21 protein-coding genes are annotated in these 18,026 nt (G+C 40.0%); all 21 read left to right on the top strand.

Going from position 1 to position 18,026, the window contains the following annotated elements; all coding sequences use genetic code 11:
* The first annotated feature begins 5 nt into the window (after positions 1-5).
* The 21 genes from DJ533_RS10595 (at position 6) to DJ533_RS10500 (ending at position 18,020) form a co-directional block, all read left to right on the top strand.
* On the top strand, positions 6-1,463 hold the full coding sequence (locus DJ533_RS10595; protein ID WP_065995065.1) for a phage portal protein family protein: 1,458 nt from the start codon (positions 6-8) through the stop codon (positions 1,461-1,463).
* Positions 1,463-2,665 carry a phage head morphogenesis protein gene (locus DJ533_RS10590; protein ID WP_065995064.1) on the top strand — a complete coding sequence of 401 codons (1,203 nt, stop codon included), beginning with the start codon at positions 1,463-1,465 and terminating at the stop codon, positions 2,663-2,665. The genes DJ533_RS10595 and DJ533_RS10590 overlap by 1 nt, the downstream gene beginning before the upstream one ends.
* Before the next feature lies 1 nt (position 2,666).
* Positions 2,667-2,909 (top strand): hypothetical protein, encoded by a 243-nt coding sequence (locus tag DJ533_RS10585; RefSeq protein ID WP_065995063.1) that lies wholly within the window; start codon positions 2,667-2,669, stop codon positions 2,907-2,909.
* Positions 2,910-2,970: 61 nt separating this feature from the next.
* Positions 2,971-3,345: a hypothetical protein gene (locus tag DJ533_RS10580; RefSeq protein ID WP_065995062.1), complete on the top strand. Its 375-nt coding sequence runs from the start codon at positions 2,971-2,973 to the stop codon at positions 3,343-3,345.
* A 54-nt stretch (positions 3,346-3,399) separates the two neighbouring features.
* Entirely contained in the window at positions 3,400-4,356 is a 957-nt protein-coding gene (locus tag DJ533_RS10575; RefSeq protein WP_065995061.1) for a hypothetical protein, read from the top strand.
* A gap of 3 nt (positions 4,357-4,359) precedes the next feature.
* Complete coding sequence (locus DJ533_RS10570; protein WP_065995060.1) at positions 4,360-4,737, top strand: hypothetical protein; 378 nt, start codon at positions 4,360-4,362, stop codon at positions 4,735-4,737.
* A gap of 12 nt (positions 4,738-4,749) precedes the next feature.
* Complete coding sequence (locus DJ533_RS10565) at positions 4,750-5,826, top strand: major capsid protein (RefSeq protein ID WP_065995059.1); 1,077 nt, start codon at positions 4,750-4,752, stop codon at positions 5,824-5,826.
* A 9-nt stretch (positions 5,827-5,835) separates the two neighbouring features.
* A complete protein-coding gene (locus DJ533_RS10560; RefSeq protein WP_065995058.1) occupies positions 5,836-6,120 on the top strand; it encodes a hypothetical protein in 285 nt (94 codons plus the stop codon).
* Positions 6,121-6,127: 7 nt separating this feature from the next.
* Positions 6,128-6,568: a gp436 family protein gene (locus tag DJ533_RS10555; protein ID WP_065995057.1), complete on the top strand. Its 441-nt coding sequence runs from the start codon at positions 6,128-6,130 to the stop codon at positions 6,566-6,568.
* Positions 6,569-6,575: 7 nt separating this feature from the next.
* On the top strand, positions 6,576-7,133 hold the full coding sequence (locus DJ533_RS10550; RefSeq protein ID WP_065995056.1) for a phage virion morphogenesis protein: 558 nt from the start codon (positions 6,576-6,578) through the stop codon (positions 7,131-7,133).
* Positions 7,117-7,548, top strand: a complete 432-nt coding sequence (locus DJ533_RS10545; RefSeq protein ID WP_065995055.1) for a phage tail terminator protein — start codon at positions 7,117-7,119, stop codon at positions 7,546-7,548. Before DJ533_RS10550 ends, DJ533_RS10545 begins: the two co-directional genes overlap by 17 nt.
* 8 nt (positions 7,549-7,556) lie before the next feature.
* The gene (locus DJ533_RS18685; protein ID WP_171488555.1) at positions 7,557-7,730 is read left to right on the top strand and encodes a hypothetical protein; all 174 of its coding nucleotides are present in this window, start codon (positions 7,557-7,559) and stop codon (positions 7,728-7,730) included.
* A complete protein-coding gene (locus DJ533_RS10540) occupies positions 7,723-8,457 on the top strand; it encodes a phage tail tube protein (RefSeq protein ID WP_065995054.1) in 735 nt (244 codons plus the stop codon). The genes DJ533_RS18685 and DJ533_RS10540 overlap by 8 nt, the downstream gene beginning before the upstream one ends.
* Before the next feature lie 136 nt (positions 8,458-8,593).
* The gene (locus DJ533_RS10535; RefSeq protein ID WP_148245833.1) at positions 8,594-8,773 is read left to right on the top strand and encodes a hypothetical protein; all 180 of its coding nucleotides are present in this window, start codon (positions 8,594-8,596) and stop codon (positions 8,771-8,773) included.
* Between the two features lie 21 nt (positions 8,774-8,794).
* A complete protein-coding gene (locus DJ533_RS10530; protein ID WP_065995052.1) occupies positions 8,795-9,373 on the top strand; it encodes a hypothetical protein in 579 nt (192 codons plus the stop codon).
* 59 nt (positions 9,374-9,432) lie between these two features.
* On the top strand, positions 9,433-9,714 hold the full coding sequence (locus DJ533_RS10525) for a hypothetical protein (protein WP_065995051.1): 282 nt from the start codon (positions 9,433-9,435) through the stop codon (positions 9,712-9,714).
* 90 nt (positions 9,715-9,804) lie between these two features.
* Entirely contained in the window at positions 9,805-10,266 is a 462-nt protein-coding gene (locus tag DJ533_RS10520) for a PH domain-containing protein (protein ID WP_065995050.1), read from the top strand.
* 142 nt (positions 10,267-10,408) lie between these two features.
* On the top strand, positions 10,409-10,924 hold the full coding sequence (locus DJ533_RS10515; RefSeq protein ID WP_065995049.1) for a Rha family transcriptional regulator: 516 nt from the start codon (positions 10,409-10,411) through the stop codon (positions 10,922-10,924).
* A 63-nt stretch (positions 10,925-10,987) separates the two neighbouring features.
* Complete coding sequence (locus DJ533_RS10510) at positions 10,988-15,619, top strand: tape measure protein (RefSeq protein WP_065995048.1); 4,632 nt, start codon at positions 10,988-10,990, stop codon at positions 15,617-15,619.
* Positions 15,620-16,042: a hypothetical protein gene (locus DJ533_RS10505; protein ID WP_065995047.1), complete on the top strand. Its 423-nt coding sequence runs from the start codon at positions 15,620-15,622 to the stop codon at positions 16,040-16,042.
* Positions 16,032-18,020, top strand: a complete 1,989-nt coding sequence (locus tag DJ533_RS10500; protein WP_065995046.1) for a hypothetical protein — start codon at positions 16,032-16,034, stop codon at positions 18,018-18,020. Before DJ533_RS10505 ends, DJ533_RS10500 begins: the two co-directional genes overlap by 11 nt.
* The last annotated feature ends 6 nt before the right edge of the window (positions 18,021-18,026 follow it).

The raw sequence follows: 18,026 nt of genomic DNA, 5'->3' as shown, positions 1-18,026 counted from the left end.
CATACATGGCAAAGTCTAATAAAGGCAAAGCGTCAAAAAACGCTTTGTCTAGTGGAAGTTTATACTCTCAAGAAGCTGTAACGCAGTTTTTAGTAAGTTTTGGTCGCCAACCTGACATAGATGAGGTTTTAAGAAAGGCAGGAATTGCACGCCATAAACTCAAAGTTATGCTCGATGATGATGAGATTGCTCAAACTGTGGAAACGCGTTTAGATGCACTGCTTGCTGCACCATTTAGAGTGGAGCCAAATGACACACCAGAAGCGGAATTACTAAATGAAATAATTAAGGAATGGTACTTTGAGATCGTATCTTGTGGCTTAAATGCTTTGTTCTTTGGTTATTCTGTTCAAGAAGCTGTATATGAGTTAAAGCCTGCAGGCTATATTGGCTTAAAGTGGATTGGTGAGAAGCCAATGCAATGGTTTGAACCAAAGAATGATGGGTGTTTGATTTATCGGCAAGATGGTATGATGACCGAAAAAGAAGTGGATCAGACCTTTAAGTTTTTTCTAACGCGTCGTAAAGCGAGTTATGAACAACCATACGGTAAAGCATTGTTGGCCACTTTATATTGGTTGTTCTTTTTCAAGCAAAATGGTTTCAAGTTCTGGGCAAAATTCTTAGAACGTTTTGGCACGCCAATTTTACTCGCAAAAGTAAAAAGTAAAGGTACAACCACAGAGAGTATGAATAATGCATTATTGAATGCGCATGCCCAAAGTGTATTAACAATTGATGGTCAAGATGATGTACAGATGCTTTCAACTTCTGGCACCAGTGGATCTGCAGGTGCTGCTTTTGAATCTTTTAATAATCAGTTGCTTCGTCAAATTCAAAAAGTTGTGTTAGGTCAAACACTCACGAGTGGGAATGATCGTGGTGGTAGTAATGCTTTAGGTCAAGTACACGAAAATGTACGTCTTGATAAATTGAAATCAGATATTCGCTTAGTCACACCTACACTTCAAGCAGTCGTTAATGCATTGTGCAAATTAAACAATTGGAAAGAGCATAAGGTGATGATAGGTGAAAAACCTAAGCCTCTTAATAAGGATCAAGCTGAGCGTGATGCACATTTAAAGGATGCTGGAGCAAATCTCACACCTCAGTACTTTAAGCGTGAATATGGCTTACAAGAAGGGGATGTTGCAGAGACTGAGGTGTCGAATACCCAATTTAACGCGCTACCAAAGCGAGTTTTTAGTTTTAAAGCGAGTTCACAGAATACATCCCCACAGCAACAAGAAGTTGAAGAATTAACGGACGGTCAAGGTGATTTACAGCTTTTAAGTAATGAACAGATTAAGCAGCTTGCTGCCGAGTCAAATAATCCAGAAAGCCTGATATTTAACTTAACGCAGTTGATTCCTAGTGCAACACGCACTCAGTTCACAACTGCCTTGGATCAAGCCTTATATGCTGCTGATATTTTAGGGTATGCAACAGCGAGTGAGGAATAATGCGACCAGTTACATTTCTTGAAGCGCTTCATTACGCTCATAGTAAAAACATTGTATTGCCTGATGAGTTTTATTCAATGGATCTTAAGACGCGACAAATGGCAACCACTGTGAGCTTTTTGTCGAGTCTTGAGCAAGTTGAGTCAGTGATTCACTCGCTAAATAAAACTTTGGCAAATGGTGGTACTTTTCAAGATTTTCAGAAACTTGTCGCTGATGCCGAAATTGTATTGCCGAGATATTATTTAGATAATGTATTTCGAACTAATATTCAAAATGCATACGGACATGGGCGCTGGATACAGCAGGAAAGAAATAAGTCTAGTCGTCCTTATTTAATGTATTCAGCGATCGAAGACAGTCGAGTTCGCCCAAGTCATCTTGCTTTGAATAGAATTGTGAGGCATATCGATGATCCATTTTGGCTGACACATTATCCACCATTAGGATTTCGTTGTCGCTGCACTGTTATAGCGCTTACGGAAGCAGAAGCACTCAAACATGGAATTACACCTGATGACAAATTGCCTGAAGTTGCTGAAGCTTTAGACTGGAGTTCACATCCATTGCAGTTTGGCGAGTTGGAAAGTCTGGTTGATAAAAAGATTAATGCTTCAGCTTTAGATCAGGAGTTTCTGCTCAGTCAAAAACAAGCAATAAAGGCAGAATGGACTGCATCTAAAAAGTTAAATAGTCTTTTTGCGCCAATGAGCCCATCAAGTCGAGATTTATTTGACACAATTGCAAATACTGTTATTCCGCTAGATCCATCTATTAGACCAAGTGCTATTAAAACATTGATTGATTATGTGCAAAGTAATGATGTTGCTTTAACTGCTTATTTAGCTCAGCCATCAATCAGCCTTGCCGATGATGTACTTAAGCGTTGGGTAAAAGAGGACATGGCAAAAATTCAAGCAATATCCGTGAATACAGCGAATACAATAGTAGGCTCAACAACACTTGCTTATGCGGCATCTCTTGAAGTTGGTAAGACTATCACTCTAAACGCGCCATTACTTTTGTTAGGTCAGTCAGATGTGATGATTCAAGTTGAAAATGCCAAAGGTCTTGGGATTGATCTTGAAAAGTTGAACGCTGGGCAAGGTGTTTTATTTGAGCTTGGTTTTGTATTTGAAGTAGTTTCGATTGAAACTAAGGATGGGCAGATGATTTATACAGTCAAAGTGTTGGAGGGGTAAAATGGAAAATCTTTTAAAAGGCATTAAAGCTGGTGATTTGGTTGAATTTGATCTTATGACAAATCCTATTGAAGTTGATCAAGTGGAGCGCGAATCAGAACAAGGGGTATTACTTAGTTTTAAGTGTCATTCGGGTTATTGGGGGTTGAGTTTTAATTGGGATGGCACTCAAACAGATAGTCACTGTTTTGCTGAAACAGGCATTCACGACGCGTTTGATATTGTAAAAGTAACTCGAACATAAAGTAATGAAAATAAGATAGCCGCCTTAAAGGGCGGTTTTTTATTAACAGAGGAATAAATATATGCGCGTTTCTGGAATTGATTGTGTGGTACCTCATATTGAAGTGAAAGAAGGTGTGGAGCTTCCCAAATTTATACGAACTATTACAGTTGAGACGGCTAAGGAGGAGCAAGAGATCCGCTTGTTCTTGACGGGGGCTTTAAGCATCGATAATGGTTCGAATGCCTTAGCGGTAGATCCAGATGTATCAAACGGAAGTCGAGCGCTAGGTAATGAGGCAACCAAGTATGCTGACTTAAAATTCAACTACTCACTAGAAGAGAAGTTACGAATTATTGATACATTGGCTTCTATTCTTAAAAGAGAGAATTCGGTGTTCCATGAACACACCAAAGAAACTAAAGAAAAACTCTTGGCATTAATTCGAAGTATTTAAAAACACAATCATTCAAGACCACCTTCTCAGGTGGTTTTTTTATGGAGCATGAAAATGTCAGAGGTAAACAAACAAAGTGAATATTGCTTTCAGCTTGGGCAGTTGAATGTCAATCAAGCCGAAGAGGGTAAGAAAAAACGAACTTTCTCGGGTGTTGCTTATAGTGGAGAACCCATCACTGACCATTGGTATTGGGATCGAGTCGTTTTTGATTTGGATTCTATGGAGGTTAAAGGGCGTATTCCTGCCTTGTTAGAACATTCACCACGACAACGTGCAGGGGCAATCAATACACACTCTATTGACCATCAAACAGGTTTAACCGTTTCGGGTGATCTGATGAGTAATGAGTTTGGCACTCAGGTCGCCCAAGACTCGGACGATGGATTTCCGTGGCAGATGTCTGTGCGAATTGAACCGTCAGCCATTGAAGAAATTCAGGCAGGTGCATCTGTATCAGTCAATGGAAAGATCCACCAAGGCCCAATCACTGTGTTTCGTGGTGGACGTATTCGTGAAGTGTCTTTCTGTGCCTTGGGTGCGGATGACAATACCAACGCTGTGGCAGCAAGTCACACCCCTAAAACTAATTTTAATCAAGAGGACACAGACGTGACCGAACTCGAACAAGCCAATGCTCGAATTAAAGAGCTAGAAGAGAAAAATACAAATCTTGAAAAAGATATCCAGAAGTTCAAAACAGATAAACGTGAAGAGGACATCCAATCGCTTGAAGTTGCATTGAATAAACAATTTAGCGCAGAAGAAAAAACATCTTATACAAATATGGATGACACTTCTTTTGCATTCATGTCGCAACAAATGAAGCAGTTTGCAGGTGGGCAGCCTGCACCTACACCACAACAAAACAATGCAGTGCCACCGCATTTGGCGCATTTATTTAGTCATCAGGCAACAGGTGGTCAAGGTGGCGGGCAACAGGGTGGTGAAGATAAACACCAATTTACAGCGGGTGCTCAAGCATTTGCAGCGCAAAACAAGGGGGCTTAATCCATGAGTAATACAACATATTTAGGCACAGTAACTCGCGAAACTCGCCCATTTAATTTGGATGTTTCTAAATTACGTCGTGCGAATGCCAAAGTTACAACTGCAAAGGCATATAAAGCAGGTGATCTGCTAACGCTGTCTGAAACCAATGTAGTTGATCATGCACTTGATGAAAAAACATGGAATGTTGTTTGCGGTCAAGATGTAACAGCTGTTCAAGCAACCAAAATGGCGGCAGACGGGATAGAAATCCCGATTTATTTTGGTGGCGTGTTCAGTATTGAAGCGATCTGTTTAGCAGGCGTGTATTTAGATACTGCCAAATATGATGCAGCACGCGCCAAAGCAACCCTAAACCATATTGAATTTTCAAAAGTATAAGGATCTAAATCAATGGCTCAATCATTTATTATCGATGGTGCACCACTCGAATTACTCGACGTAGGCGAGTTGGCGCTGATCCACTCAAACTACAAACCAATGAGCACTTGGATTTTAGAAAAGTTTTATCCAAATCGCCCTGCATTTGATCGTGACGAGGTTCCACTAGCTGAACTTAATACGGTCCACGATCTTGCTCCATTGGTTTCACCACATCAACCTGGTAAACCATTTGACACTAAACGCGCTGCAAAAGTTGATTTTGTTAAACCTGCATACTACAAACCTAAAAATATGGTTACTGCTGCAACGTCATTTGATGAAGCCTTAATGGAGCGTTTGCGTACTGCAGGTATTATCTCAACAGGTAGTCAAAAATTATCTGATCAAGAGAAAATGATCATTGCTCAAATTGCGGTAATGAAGCGCAACCATGATGCGATTGATAACTCAATTTTACTGATGGCGACAGAGTTATTATTAAATGGTAAGTATCTGCTTCAGTCAGATGATTATGAGTACAACATGGTTGATTATGAGCGTGACGCATCTTTGACATTTACACCTGCAACCCCATGGAACCAACCTGGTGCAAAACCAGTTTCAGATTTAGAGTTGATCGAAAAGCGACTACTTGATGCAAATGGTGGAAGCTCGAAAGCTTATTTGATGTCGGGCAAAGTTTGGGCTGCATTATTTGCAAATGAAGAGTTTAAAGAGCGCTTCATTAAGCCTTATGCGGGTATTGCTGTGCCATACAAACCTAGTCTAAATGTTCAGGAAGATGCCTCTTTTAAAGGCTACTTGGATGATAAAGAGCTTTGGGTTTATGACGGTACTTATCGCCTGAAATCTGGTGTTAAGCGCTTTATTCCTGATGATTATTTTGGCGCTATCTCTGATCTAAATGGTTCTATTGCTCAGTGCAAAATTAAAAACACATTAGCAAATGGCGCTGTACAGAAATATTTTGACCGTCAATGGTATAACGAAGATCCAAGCGGTATTTTCTTAATGACCGAATCTGCTCCACTTGCCGTGCCATCAAATAAAAATGGCATGTGTGGTGGTACAGGCTTTATTGTATAAGGAGTAAAAATGTCAAAGTATATTGCGCAACAATCCATCGGGCATTTTATGCCGGGTGATGAAATTAAGGGCTTGAGTGATGAACGCATTCAAGCCCTTTTAGTATCTGGTGCTATCGCAGAGCCGAAAGAGCCAGAACTCGAAAATAATGATGGTGCAACAGCTCAGTTAGCGAGTTTAACCGCTGAGAATGTTGAGCTAAAAGCCAAAGTGACAGAACTTGAAAAGTCGCTTGCTGCATCTGAAAAGAAACTCGCTGCTGAAATTAAAAAGACAGTAGCGCCTGAAAAATAGGTGATCTATGTACGCCACCCGAAATGATTTAGAAACACGTTTCGGGGAAGGGGAAATGCAGCAATTAGAAATAATGCAAACGGTTAGTAATTCAATCGAAGAAGCTCTACAAGATGCATCTGAAGAAATTGATAGCTATATTGCTGTGCGTTACAAGCTCCCCTTGCCTGAAACACCAAGTACCCTGAAACGAATAGCGTGCAATATTGCGCGTTACCGACTTTATTTTCAGCGACCAACTGAAGAAATTGAAAATCGCTATAAAGCTGAGATTGATTTTTTAAAACGTATTGCCGATGGAAAGGCTGTTTTGAACATTCTCAATACTCAAAATGAAGTGACTGAGGAAAAACCTATCAACTCGCCAACAACGATGCCGATCGGCAGCACTTATCGTGGTGGTGTGTTTGGTGATGTGGTGTTGGACATGATGCCAAGCGTCAAGTGAGGTATTTATGTCGGGTATTGGTATTACGATTGATGCAGATGTTCAATCTGCATTAATGCAAACACTCAATCACCTAGCTGCTTTTGATCAACAAAAACCTGAACTATTCGATGCGATCGGTCATTCGATTGTCAGCAATATTCGTAGCAGATGGTTTAAGGGTGAGGGGCTTGAAGGGAAGTGGCGTATCTCAGGGCGAGTAAAGCGACAAGGCGGGACAACCTTACGTAATACATCGCGCTTAATAGATTCCATTACTCACAATGTTACAGCAACTGGTGTTGAGGTTGGTACAAATGTTGAGTATGGAGCAATTCATCATTTCGGTGGTGAGATTCACTATGCTGCACGTATGCGCCGTATGTACTTTAGACAAGATCAGCGCACAGGTTTGGTAGGTAATAAGTTTGTAAGCAAAGCACGCTCTAACTTTATGCAGGAAGTAATGGGTAAAGCATACAAAGTTAATATGCCGCGTCGTCCATGGCTGGGTTTAACAGAAAGTGATGAGCTAGAAGTGTTGGGCATAATTCAGGAGCACTTAATAAATGACAGAAGAAAATAACTTTTTTGCTGTACGCAGTGAAATTGCTGAGAAATTAGCTGAGATTGTTGATTTTAAAAAGATCTACACACCTGCAAATTCAGCGCAAGTGACAGAGTTGTCTCAAGTGACTCCTAACGCCCAAGTTTACTATCGTCGTGTACGTAAAACTGATGATGCAGGTAAATCATCAGCAAATATGCTGAATCAGCAGTGGGAAGTCACGATTAGTGAACGTCATGCTGCATCTCAATTATTGGATGGTTCAGCGGTGCTTGAAAGCGTGGGGCAGCTTACAACAAAAGCATTAAAGCTATTGTCGGGTTGGCAACCTAAGTCGAGCATTCGACCTTTGAATCTGATTGCTATTGAAGAAGATTATTCAGCAACATGTGTGTATATCACGCTTGTTTTTGAGTCTAAATTTATTGTTTAAGGAAAATTATGGATAAGCAATACAAGGCTTTAAAGCCAGTCGGTCGCTTTGAAAAAGGCGAGATCGTGGGTGGTCTCTCAGATGAGCAGATCAAAAAATTAGTAGCAGATAAAATCATTGAAGAAGTAAAAACATCTGCAACAGTAAAACTCGCTAAAGAGGTAGGTAAAACAAATGGCTAAAAACTACATTTCGTTGCAGGGTAAATTTTATTTATCTGAAATCGTGAACGGTGTTGCAGGTGTAATGCGCCACATTGGTAACGTTCCTGAATTTGAACTTGAAATCACCACAGATCAAGTAGAACATCAGGAAAGCACATCTGGGCAACGCACAACGGACTTTGTGTTGACAAAGACAACAGGTGTAAATTTCTCAGGTCAGCTTGAAGAAGTTGATGCTGAGAATTTGAAGTACATCTTATCGGGCATGACTACTGAGGTTGCAAGTGCCCCAGTAGTAGATCAGGCATTGGGTACTGTGAAAGCTGGGCAGGAAATCAAACTTAATGGTTATGCGCTGACTAATGTTACTTTTAATGCAGGTGCTACACCTGTAGACGAAAGTAAATACACGCTTGATGCAGTGTTTGGTACTGTGATTTTTCATGAAGTAATTGCAGAGCCTGTAACAGCGAGTTATACCACTGGCGCAGTCAGCAGTACTACGATTGCGAGTGATTTCAATAAAGAATATGAGTTGTTCTTTAAAGGTATTAACACAGCAACAGGTAGTCACATGGCGGTAAATTTGTGGCGTACTAAAAAATCACCTGAAACAGCATTCCCCCTAATTCATGAAGAATTAGGTCAGTATGAAATTTCAGGGCAGGCGCTTTCACATACTGAAAAAGGTTTAGATCCAACGCTTGGCTTGTACGGGCATGTTGTAAATATTCCAGCAGCATAAAAAATTATAGGCACAAACTATGGCGCTTAAGTGTCTTTTTTTGTGCCCTAGAAAAGTAAAAACCCAAGACTGCGAATCTTGGGTTTTTTGTTTTCAAGTTCAAATGATTGAGATAAGAACAAGACGGAAAACATACATGAGTCAAAATAGTACCACTAAACCTAATATAAGTATAGAGGGTAAAATGAACGCTAAAGATGCTGGGCGAGTTGCTGTAATTATGGCGTATGGTAAAGCGATTTCTCTTATTCTAGGAAGTCTTGCAGGATTAATTGTTGCTGTTGTGGGTTTGATTAAATTAATAATGGGAATGTAGTTAAAACAGTGAGTAACATTAATGAATGATTTTTTTCTTGCTGAAAATAGAACATATAGCGTTGAGATTGATGAAGATAGTGTTGTAGAGGTTCGGCAGTTCTTGGTTCGGGAGCTTGATAAAGTCGAAGTATTTGCAAATCAGATTCGTTTAGCTCTGAAAAAAGACTGGTGTACTGACGATCTACACCCACTTATCAATACAAATCAAATCGCCGTGATTATGTTGATTAGTGAATTAACAACATTATCAAAAGATTTGACCATTAAATTAAAAGAAGATTACCCAAACAAGCTTATTGAAATTTTTGAAATGCTTTTGGTTGTGAATAAAGCATACTTTGAGCAAGAGAACGCTAAAAAGCCGCAAGACAAAAAAGAAAAAACGACATGGTTTGATTCGTTTCAGTTTCTCATTAGTAAAGGGCATCGGCATAAGGATATTTTAAACTATAGCTTCGGTGCATTTTTAGAATATTTAAAAGCTGCTCAACGACATGAGCGCAACAGTATTCTAAGTCAAAGCTCTGTGATGCGAGTTGCTTATCATGCTGATAAAAAAGGTTTTAGCAATTATACAAATGAAGTCAATAAGGACTAAATGAGCATTGCTCAAAAATTAACTTTTAGATACTCTTGTTTAAAAATATGGGGGTATTTATGAAAAAGTTGTTTTTGGTATGTTTACTGTGTGTTTCCACATTTGCTGCTGCGACAGAAGTTCGCTCTATTCGTACATCGAATGATTTTGTTGAAATCGGAAGCTCTAAAGATTCTGTTTATCAGAAGTTAGGTAAACCTAACAGCGTTAACCACTATGTATTGAAAGATCGTGCTGGTTGGTCTCATGCTGCTACAGATTTGAGTTATAAAGTCGATAATGAAAATTATATTGTCACCATTGTGAATGGCAGTGTTTATAAAATTGAATGGGTGCGTTGATTATGAGTTTTATTAAGGCTTTTCAAGTCATTGATAAAAAATTAAACACTTAGTAGTATGTTTTGACTTTGGACACTTAAGTAGAAGAATATGGGAAATTATATTGAGGAAAACTTAGCAAGAGATGAGAAAATCATTGTTAAGGCGCAGGTAACATGGTTATCTCAATTTTGGTATTTATTGTTTGGTGGTTTGTTTGTTTTAATGGCTTTACCATCAAAAAATGTAATCTTTTTCCTATTGGGTATTATTTTTATTGCTATTGCAGTAATTCATGTTGTTACAACAGAGTTAGCACTAACTAGTAGGCGTATTATTGCAAAATCGGGTTTGGTGCGACGAAATACTATTGAATTAAAAGTTAATCGTATTGAGAGTCTTGGTGTTGATCAAGGGGTATTGGGGCGTATATTAAATTTTGGTTCAATTACAGTTAAGGGGATTGGTGGATCACACGCTCCCATCCCATATATTGCACGCCCAATGGAATTTAGACAGCAAGTGAACAACTTCCTAGACGAACTTGATGATCAAGAAAAGAAAATATCTTAAATTAAAAGCACCCTAGGGTGCTTTTTTAACACCTAAATTTAACCTTTCTAAACCCTGAACTTTTTGTTCGGGGTTTTTTAATGCCTGTCTGTTTAGTTTGCATTCTGCATTCAGGCTTACCACAACTCAAAAGGAGTTATTTATGAATGCTATGCCTAAACCAATCGCAATTGTAAACGTGGAAAATGGTGAACCAACTACAACCACTATCCAAATTGCACTAGGGTTAAATATTCAGCACGCAACAATAATTAAATTGGTGCGTACTTATATGCCAGACTTTCAAGAATTTGGCTTGGTCAGATTTAAAATCCAACCAAGATTGAAGGGTCAGCACGGTGGCGGTGATGTGAAGTTTGTTCAACTAAATGAACAGCAAGCTACTTTTTTAATGACTTTAATGCGAAATAGCACACGTGTTATAGAATTCAAAAAAGCTTTAGTTAAAGCCTTTTTTGAAACTCGTGAATTTCTTCGCTCACAAGATCAAAGCTACAACATTATTCACAATAAATTAACACTTCAACTTGATTTAGAAAAATCAGATGCAAGCTTGGCTGGGCACATATTGGGTAGCTATCGTAAAAAGCGAGATTTATTACAGACAGCTATTACTGAGGTTGAGTTACTTATGCAACCTTGTTTGTTTGACCAATAAATTTTTAATACACCGCCGTAATTGGCGGTTTTTTATTGCCTATAGAAAAGTCGAGATAAATATATGGCTAGAGAACTTACATTTAAATTAATACTTAATGCAGACACAAATAACTTAACGCAAAATTTAGAAAGAAGTTCTGATGCTGCCAAGCAAATGTTTGATCGCATTAAACAAGAAGCAGATCGTTTACGTCAGTCGATGCAAATGTCGAACGAAGTCAGCATGCTTGTTCAAAGTTTTGATAATGCACGCTTAGAACTAAATCGACTTTCAGATGCATCAGAGGTCAGCTCTGAAAATATTCAGCAGATGGGGGAGTATGGTCAGCAAGCAATTAACCGAATGCAAGGTGAGTTGCAAGAGGCGCGCTTAGAATTAAACCGTTTGTCTGCTACAAACGCTACACCGCATGATATTCAGAACGCGCAAGATCGAGTTCGCCAACTAGAACGTGGCATTGATCAAACACGCACAGCAGTTGAGGCATACCAAGACGCAGCACGTGCAGCCTCACAAACTCCGCCTGTACCTACGCAATTTCAGCAAGATATCTCACGCCTTGTTACGAACTTAGATCAAGCAAGACGCAGCATCGATGCAACAGGCAATAGTTCAACACATACGCGTGAGCAACTAGAGCAAATGGCTCAAAATGCAGCACAAGATATTCAGCGGTATGAGCAAGATTTAAGTGAAGCGCGTTTAGAGTTAAATCGTTTAGCTGCTACAAATGCCACACCTGAGGACATTGAACGCGCCCGTCAGCGTGTTCGTGAGCTTGAAACGGGGATTGGTCAAGCGCGAACAGCACTTGATAGCTTAGGTAATACTTCCGAGCTTTCACCTCTGCAACAACAGATTTCTCGACTTGTTACAAACTTAGATGATGTTAGAAGTAGTATCGATCAAAATGGTCGAAGTGCAACACATACAAGAGAACAATTAGAGCAGCTTGCGCGAAATGCAACGCAACAATTGCAACTGTATGAGCAACAGCTTGAAAGTGCGCGTTTAGAAGTGAATCGCCTTGCTGCCACTAATGCATCTCCACAAGACATCGAGCAAGCAAGACAGCGTGTTCGTGAATTAGAGACAGGAATTGATCAAGCGACAACATCATTACGTGGCTTTGAGAACGCAGCACGTAGAGGCACGAACGAATTAGAGCAAGGAGCGGATCGGTCAGATTCAGCGCTTGGAAAAGTTGGTCGTAGCATTAATGTGTTGCAAGGTGCAATGGCTGCGCTTGGTATTGGTTTTGGTGTACATGAACTCGCACAGATTGCTGATAATTTTCAAAATATTTCAGCGCAAGTAAACCTTGTCTCTAATGATAGTAAGGAATTACACAGCTCACTTGAAGGTGTGCGGCAGGTTGCAATTCGTACCACATCAAGTTTGGAGGCAACGGCAAACTTATATGCCCGTATTAATCAAGCGGGTAAAGACTTAGGTGTTACTCAGAAGCAAGCACTACAAATTACCGAAGCAATCAATCAGTCAATTCAAATCAGTGGTGGTAGTGCAGCATCAGCAGAGGCGGCAATTACCCAGCTGATCCAAGGACTTCAATCGGGTGTTCTTCGTGGCGAAGAATTTAACTCTATGATGGAGCAAGCGCCACGTTTAACTACAGCATTAGCTGATAGCTTGAATGTCACCAAAGGCGAATTGCGTGAAATGGCAGGTGAAGGTCAGTTAACTGCTGAAGTTGTAATTAAGGCGCTTAAAGAACAGTCTGATGTCATTAATGAAGAATACAAGAAAATCCCGACCACGATTGGCGGTGCATTAACAAACCTGAAAACAAATTTCACAATGTTGATTGGTGAAATTGACTCAACAAATGCAGCAAGTAAGGGAATTGTTAGCACATTACTTGCGCTGAGTGAAAACTTAGATGTTTTAAAAGTCTTGTTTAATGACGCTGCTCAAGTTGCCGCCTATTTTAGTGATCGACTAGATAAGACTGACCCATCCACGATTGAAGCTGTAAAAAATGCTGTTATTACAGCTTATGATGCATTAAAGACATTAATTTCAACACTTACGGAAGTTGGCGACACAATCAATGACGTGTTTTTCACCGGATTAGATGTTTTATTTAACTGGGGTGGTGCAATTGATGGAACATCTGAAAAAGTTAATGGCTTAGCTGTTCTTATTAATGGCTTAGCGGTTGCTATAGGCGCTTTGTCAGATGGAACGAAAACGATAGGAATTGGAGTTAGTCTTTTAATAGGTGCTTATTACGATGTTGCAGCAGCAGCTACGTATTACATTAAAATGTTTACATGGGGTGATGTTCGAGCAAAATTAGATAATGACTATAAAGTATTAACAGAGCAGCGTGATAAATATTACGCAAAAGCCAAAGAAGATGCTTTGAACTTTGAGTCTGACACTCAAAAAGCCCTAGATAATAGTGTCCTTAATGCAGAGCAAGCGAACCAAAAAAAGGTTGAGAGCAGCAAAAAGGCATTACAAGACATACTTGATGCAGAAGCAAAAGCAGATCAACAGCTTGTAGATAATGCAACCAAGAAAGCTGAGTTAGATAAACAACTCATCGAGGCGAGAAAAGCAGGTAACGATGAACTAGCTCGTGAGATTATTTCAAAAATCAAAGAGATTGATGATTTTGAAGATAAGAACAATCAAGCGAGTGCGCAGCGTGATAAAGATCGCTTGAAGTCTGCTCAAGAGTTAGCAGAAGCCTCAATGCAGTTAAATAAAGGTAAATTGGATGACCTAACAAAAGAGGAGTTATTAAGATCAGGCATCATTGCTAAGATTGATGAACAAGGCAAGCTAGAGTTGTCTGTGCATGAAGATAATACCAAAGCCAATGCTGATCGTATGGCAAAGCTGGAAGCTTTATCCGTGAAAGAAAAGGAGCTCGGTCAGGGTCGAGTGGTTGCAACACAAGAAACTGGCAATGCAATCGTTCAAAATGAAGCATTTATAGCATCTGAAAAAGTGCGTTTGAATGATGTGGCGAATGCAGCATTGAAGTCGGGTAATTTTGAAGCATACAGTCAAGCAAAGTTAGATTTGGATGCTTTAAGTAACGCTCAGACACAAGCAAATCAACAGCGTTTAGATCAACACCAGCAGTCAAATGATGAGATTCAGCAGATAGATGCATCTTCTTTTGCAATGCAAAAAAATTACTCAGATGAACAGGTTCGTTTATCACAAGTTGCAGCACAAGCGAAAAAAGATGGCAACTTTGAAGCGTATTCACAAGCAATGTTGCAGATTGATCAACTTACGGCATCACAAACCCAAGCTGATCAACTTGTTTCTCAAAGTGATTTAGATACATTACGCAAGAAAGAGGAAATTACCAAAGAAAAAATCACGCTTGCTCAGCAAATTATTGACTCAACAAATGGCATCATCACGAAAGAACAAGAGTTGCAATTTACATCGCAAGGCTTAGTGGTTGAGTATGATGAACAGGGCAAGGCTGCCATTAAGAGAAGTCAGACTTTTTCGGGAGCTGCTAAGGCACTAGGATTGGATGTTAGTCAAGCTTTAAATTTGGTTTCAGAGGAGTTTAATAAATCAGAGGAGAGTCTTGATACTGTTGTTGTTGGCTTAGGAGAAATGGGTGCTACAGGTCAGCAAGCCACTGACATGATTTACCAAGGTTGGCAAAAATGGGCTGAGCAGGCAAAAAACCAAGCTGAAATTGATGCTGCAAAAGCCAAGTTGGTTGAGTTTGAAAAACAAGGTGTGTTTTCAGCGAAACAAGTTCAAATGGGTATGGAATATCTTGATCAGGTAAATGGAAAGATTCCTGAAAACATCTCTGAAATTGAAAAAGCCTATAAATTGCTTGGTATAACCTCAAGTGCAGAAGCAAGCAAAATGGCATCCGCTCAAATGAATGCATTTAATGTGATGAAACAGTCAGGCACTGCATCTGCTGAACAGATCAAGCAAGCTCTCATTAATATGGCAGATAAAATCTATGCTTCTGGTGATGCTGCAAAAATCGCTTGGTATGAGGGGCAATTGGCAGCAAATGGCTTGTCATCAACAGTGGATGAAACAGGTAAAGCCTCAGTACAATCAATGGACAACCTAACATCATCTGTTGAGCGTCTAAGTCGCACGGCAGGCGGAAGTGCTGTCCAAGGATTTCGGGCTATGGGAGAGGCTGCCAAAGATGCAGCAAGAGAAGCAAAAAACTCTATTGATGAATGGAATGATGCACTTACAGCTAAATCAGATGCTCAAAAAGCCGAACGCGATAAAAGTAATAGCAGTAAAGCTATTGGAGGCTCATTTAAGTCATATAGTAGAGCTGAAGTATTGGCTGAACTTAAAAGTATGGGTTATGACGAAAAAATGGCGAATAGACTTGCTGGTTCAATTATGAGTTCAGCTCGTGATGCAGATAAAGCAACAATGAGCAGAAATATTGATCCTTTTATGAATGCTGAATTTAATAAAATACTTGGGCAAGGTTTAACAGCATCAGCAGGTTCTGCGGAAGTGCAAAAACGATTGGCAGCATTGGCAAATGGCACAGGACTGGCAACGATGTCAAATCCTGCGCCAACTCGAAGAATCGAAATTACCAATGGTCAGCAAACAACAACATTGTCGGGCAACCCGAATGATGTTGATGCGCTTGAAGACATGCTTGGGCGTTTAGAAGCAATTAAAAAGAGTAGTTAAATGAAACTAATACGTGTAGCAACAAGCGAAGCCGTTCTTATTGAGAACGGTTTTTTTTGGTCTGATGAATTTGATTACAAGCCGATTGAACAGAAACAACAGTTTGCGATTGATGGCTCATTGATTATTCAAGAAGGCAAAAAGAAATCAGGGCGACCTATTACTTTAGTACCAGCAAATGACGGTATGGGGTGGATCAAACGCCGTGAGTTGTCAAAACTGCAAGACTGGTCAGCATTGCAAGATGAGCAATTCACACTCGAGTTTGATTATCCACACGACAATCGCCGTTTTAATGTGATGTTCAATCATCAAGAGGGTGCAATCTCAAACCCTAAAACTGTCAAGGATATTCCTGCGGTTTCTGATGACGATTACTACTCAGTCACGATTAAATTCTTGGAGTTAAAAGATGCCGATTGAAACCAATAACCTTGTCATTTATAAGTCTGAACGTTTGAGTGATACTGCGGATGGCGGTGGCAAGTACTCAGGTCAACAGCTTGTTGATGGGCAAAGTAACAACCTGTTCAATGATATTTCAGAACTCGACCGCACTATGGGTGATGTGTCCATGCGGAAGATCTTTCCCGCTGTAACGACCAATGATACTGATGCGCTGATGGGTGCAACGGTATTTATTTCTGAATTACCTGAAGATCCGAATGTTTCAGCCACTTTATTCAGCACCAAAGACTGGATAGATGAGCGTCAAAGTGCACAAAACCGTGTTGAGAGTTATCTTGCAAAAGGCGGTCAAGCAGTCGGTTTGCCACTCGACACGCATTGGAAAGGCATGAAGATCCTGCAAACTGTGATGTTTCCAAGTGAAACGGAACTCAGTGCAGGGAATTCTTTCGTCATCATCTCCAATGAAGGTAAAGCTTTAGAGTTTGAGCAATATGTGCGGATTACTAAGGTTGAAACTCGCATTGCTAAGATGATTGTTGACGGTAAAGAAGTTGAATATAAAGTTGCGACTTATACACTGAATGATCCATTACTTATGGATTTTGTCGGAGTATCAGTTAAACAATGGTACAACGGTGAAAAATCTACTTCGATTTTACGTGAAACGCTTGTTGCAGACACAGGAAATTATTATTCAAGCACAGGTGTTGCTGATGATGTGAATGTGGGTACATATACAGTCAATGCAAAGAGTATGTTTACTCAACTTATTCCTGCGGCTCAGTCTGAAACCCCGATTATTGATGTGAATGCTAACTCTGAAAATATGACATTAATTGCAGGGAATAACGGGACCATCTCAGCGAGTTATCCAACCAATATTGGTGAAAATCAAAATCTGTATTTAGCATCGAGCGTGATGCCGGGTACTGTGGCTTTTAGCTTGTTTAATCAGTCGATCACAGATCAGGGTGGCATTTTAAAAAATAGTAATGGTATTCAGGTTGGAACAATTGATTATCAACGCGGTTTGATTCGGTGGACCCAATCCGCAGGCACAGGCAATACAACGTTAAATATTACCTTTAAACCCGCTTCTGCACCTGTGCAGCCTTATCATTCTTATGCTTTACCAGTTACTCAAAACAACCAAAGTGCCAATTGGACAGGCGTGATTACGCCAATTCCTGCACCTGGTTCTTTAACGATTTCATATATGGCGCAAGGTAAGTTCTATGTGTTGAAAGATGATGGTTCAGGCATGTTAAAGGGTGCGAGTTCGTCTTTTGGTTCGGGCACGATCAGCTATGAAACTGGATCTTGGCTTTTAACTACAGGTTATTTGCCTGATGTGGATACCCCCATTTTGCTGCTTTGGGGGACACCGATCACGACATTTATTCGATCAAATTTGGCGGTTCAACCTGCGGCGTTTGAATTTGATTTAGGTACGCCTGAACATAGTTTAGAAAATGCGTGGGTGAGTGGCTTAACTGTGAAGTGGTTACTTGAAGGTGTAGAAAAGACTGCAACCACAAGCGGCAATAAATTTACAGGGGATGCAACTGGAACATTTAACCCATTTAACAATACAGGTCGTTTAGTGCCGAACAGGTTGCCACAAAAGGGTACTGTATTTAATTTTGAGTTTAATTTTAGCACATCATCTAAAGCAGATATCACCAACATTGTACCTGATAGTGCTAATAAATTGACTTTCTCATTACCAAGCGGAACAAAGCAACCGGGAAGCATTCATTTATCCATTCCACTGACTGCTGAAAATGGTCTTGAGCGTGAGCATTTAAATGTTTTTGATATCCCTGTAAATGACACAACAGGAAATCTGGTAGACAGCAACGGCACAGTATTTGGCACAGTAAACTACACGACCAATCAAGTTGTGATTACCCCTGTGCTGATGGCAAAAGAATTTACGCAGGTATATATAGCTAATCGGTATTCAACTGCTGTTTATGCTTCTGCATAGGTGAAT

It is taken from the genome of Acinetobacter defluvii, assembly GCF_001704615.3.
In the GTDB taxonomy this organism is placed as follows: domain Bacteria; phylum Pseudomonadota; class Gammaproteobacteria; order Pseudomonadales; family Moraxellaceae; genus Acinetobacter; species Acinetobacter defluvii.
This window is presented reverse-complemented; position numbering and strand designations above follow the sequence as displayed.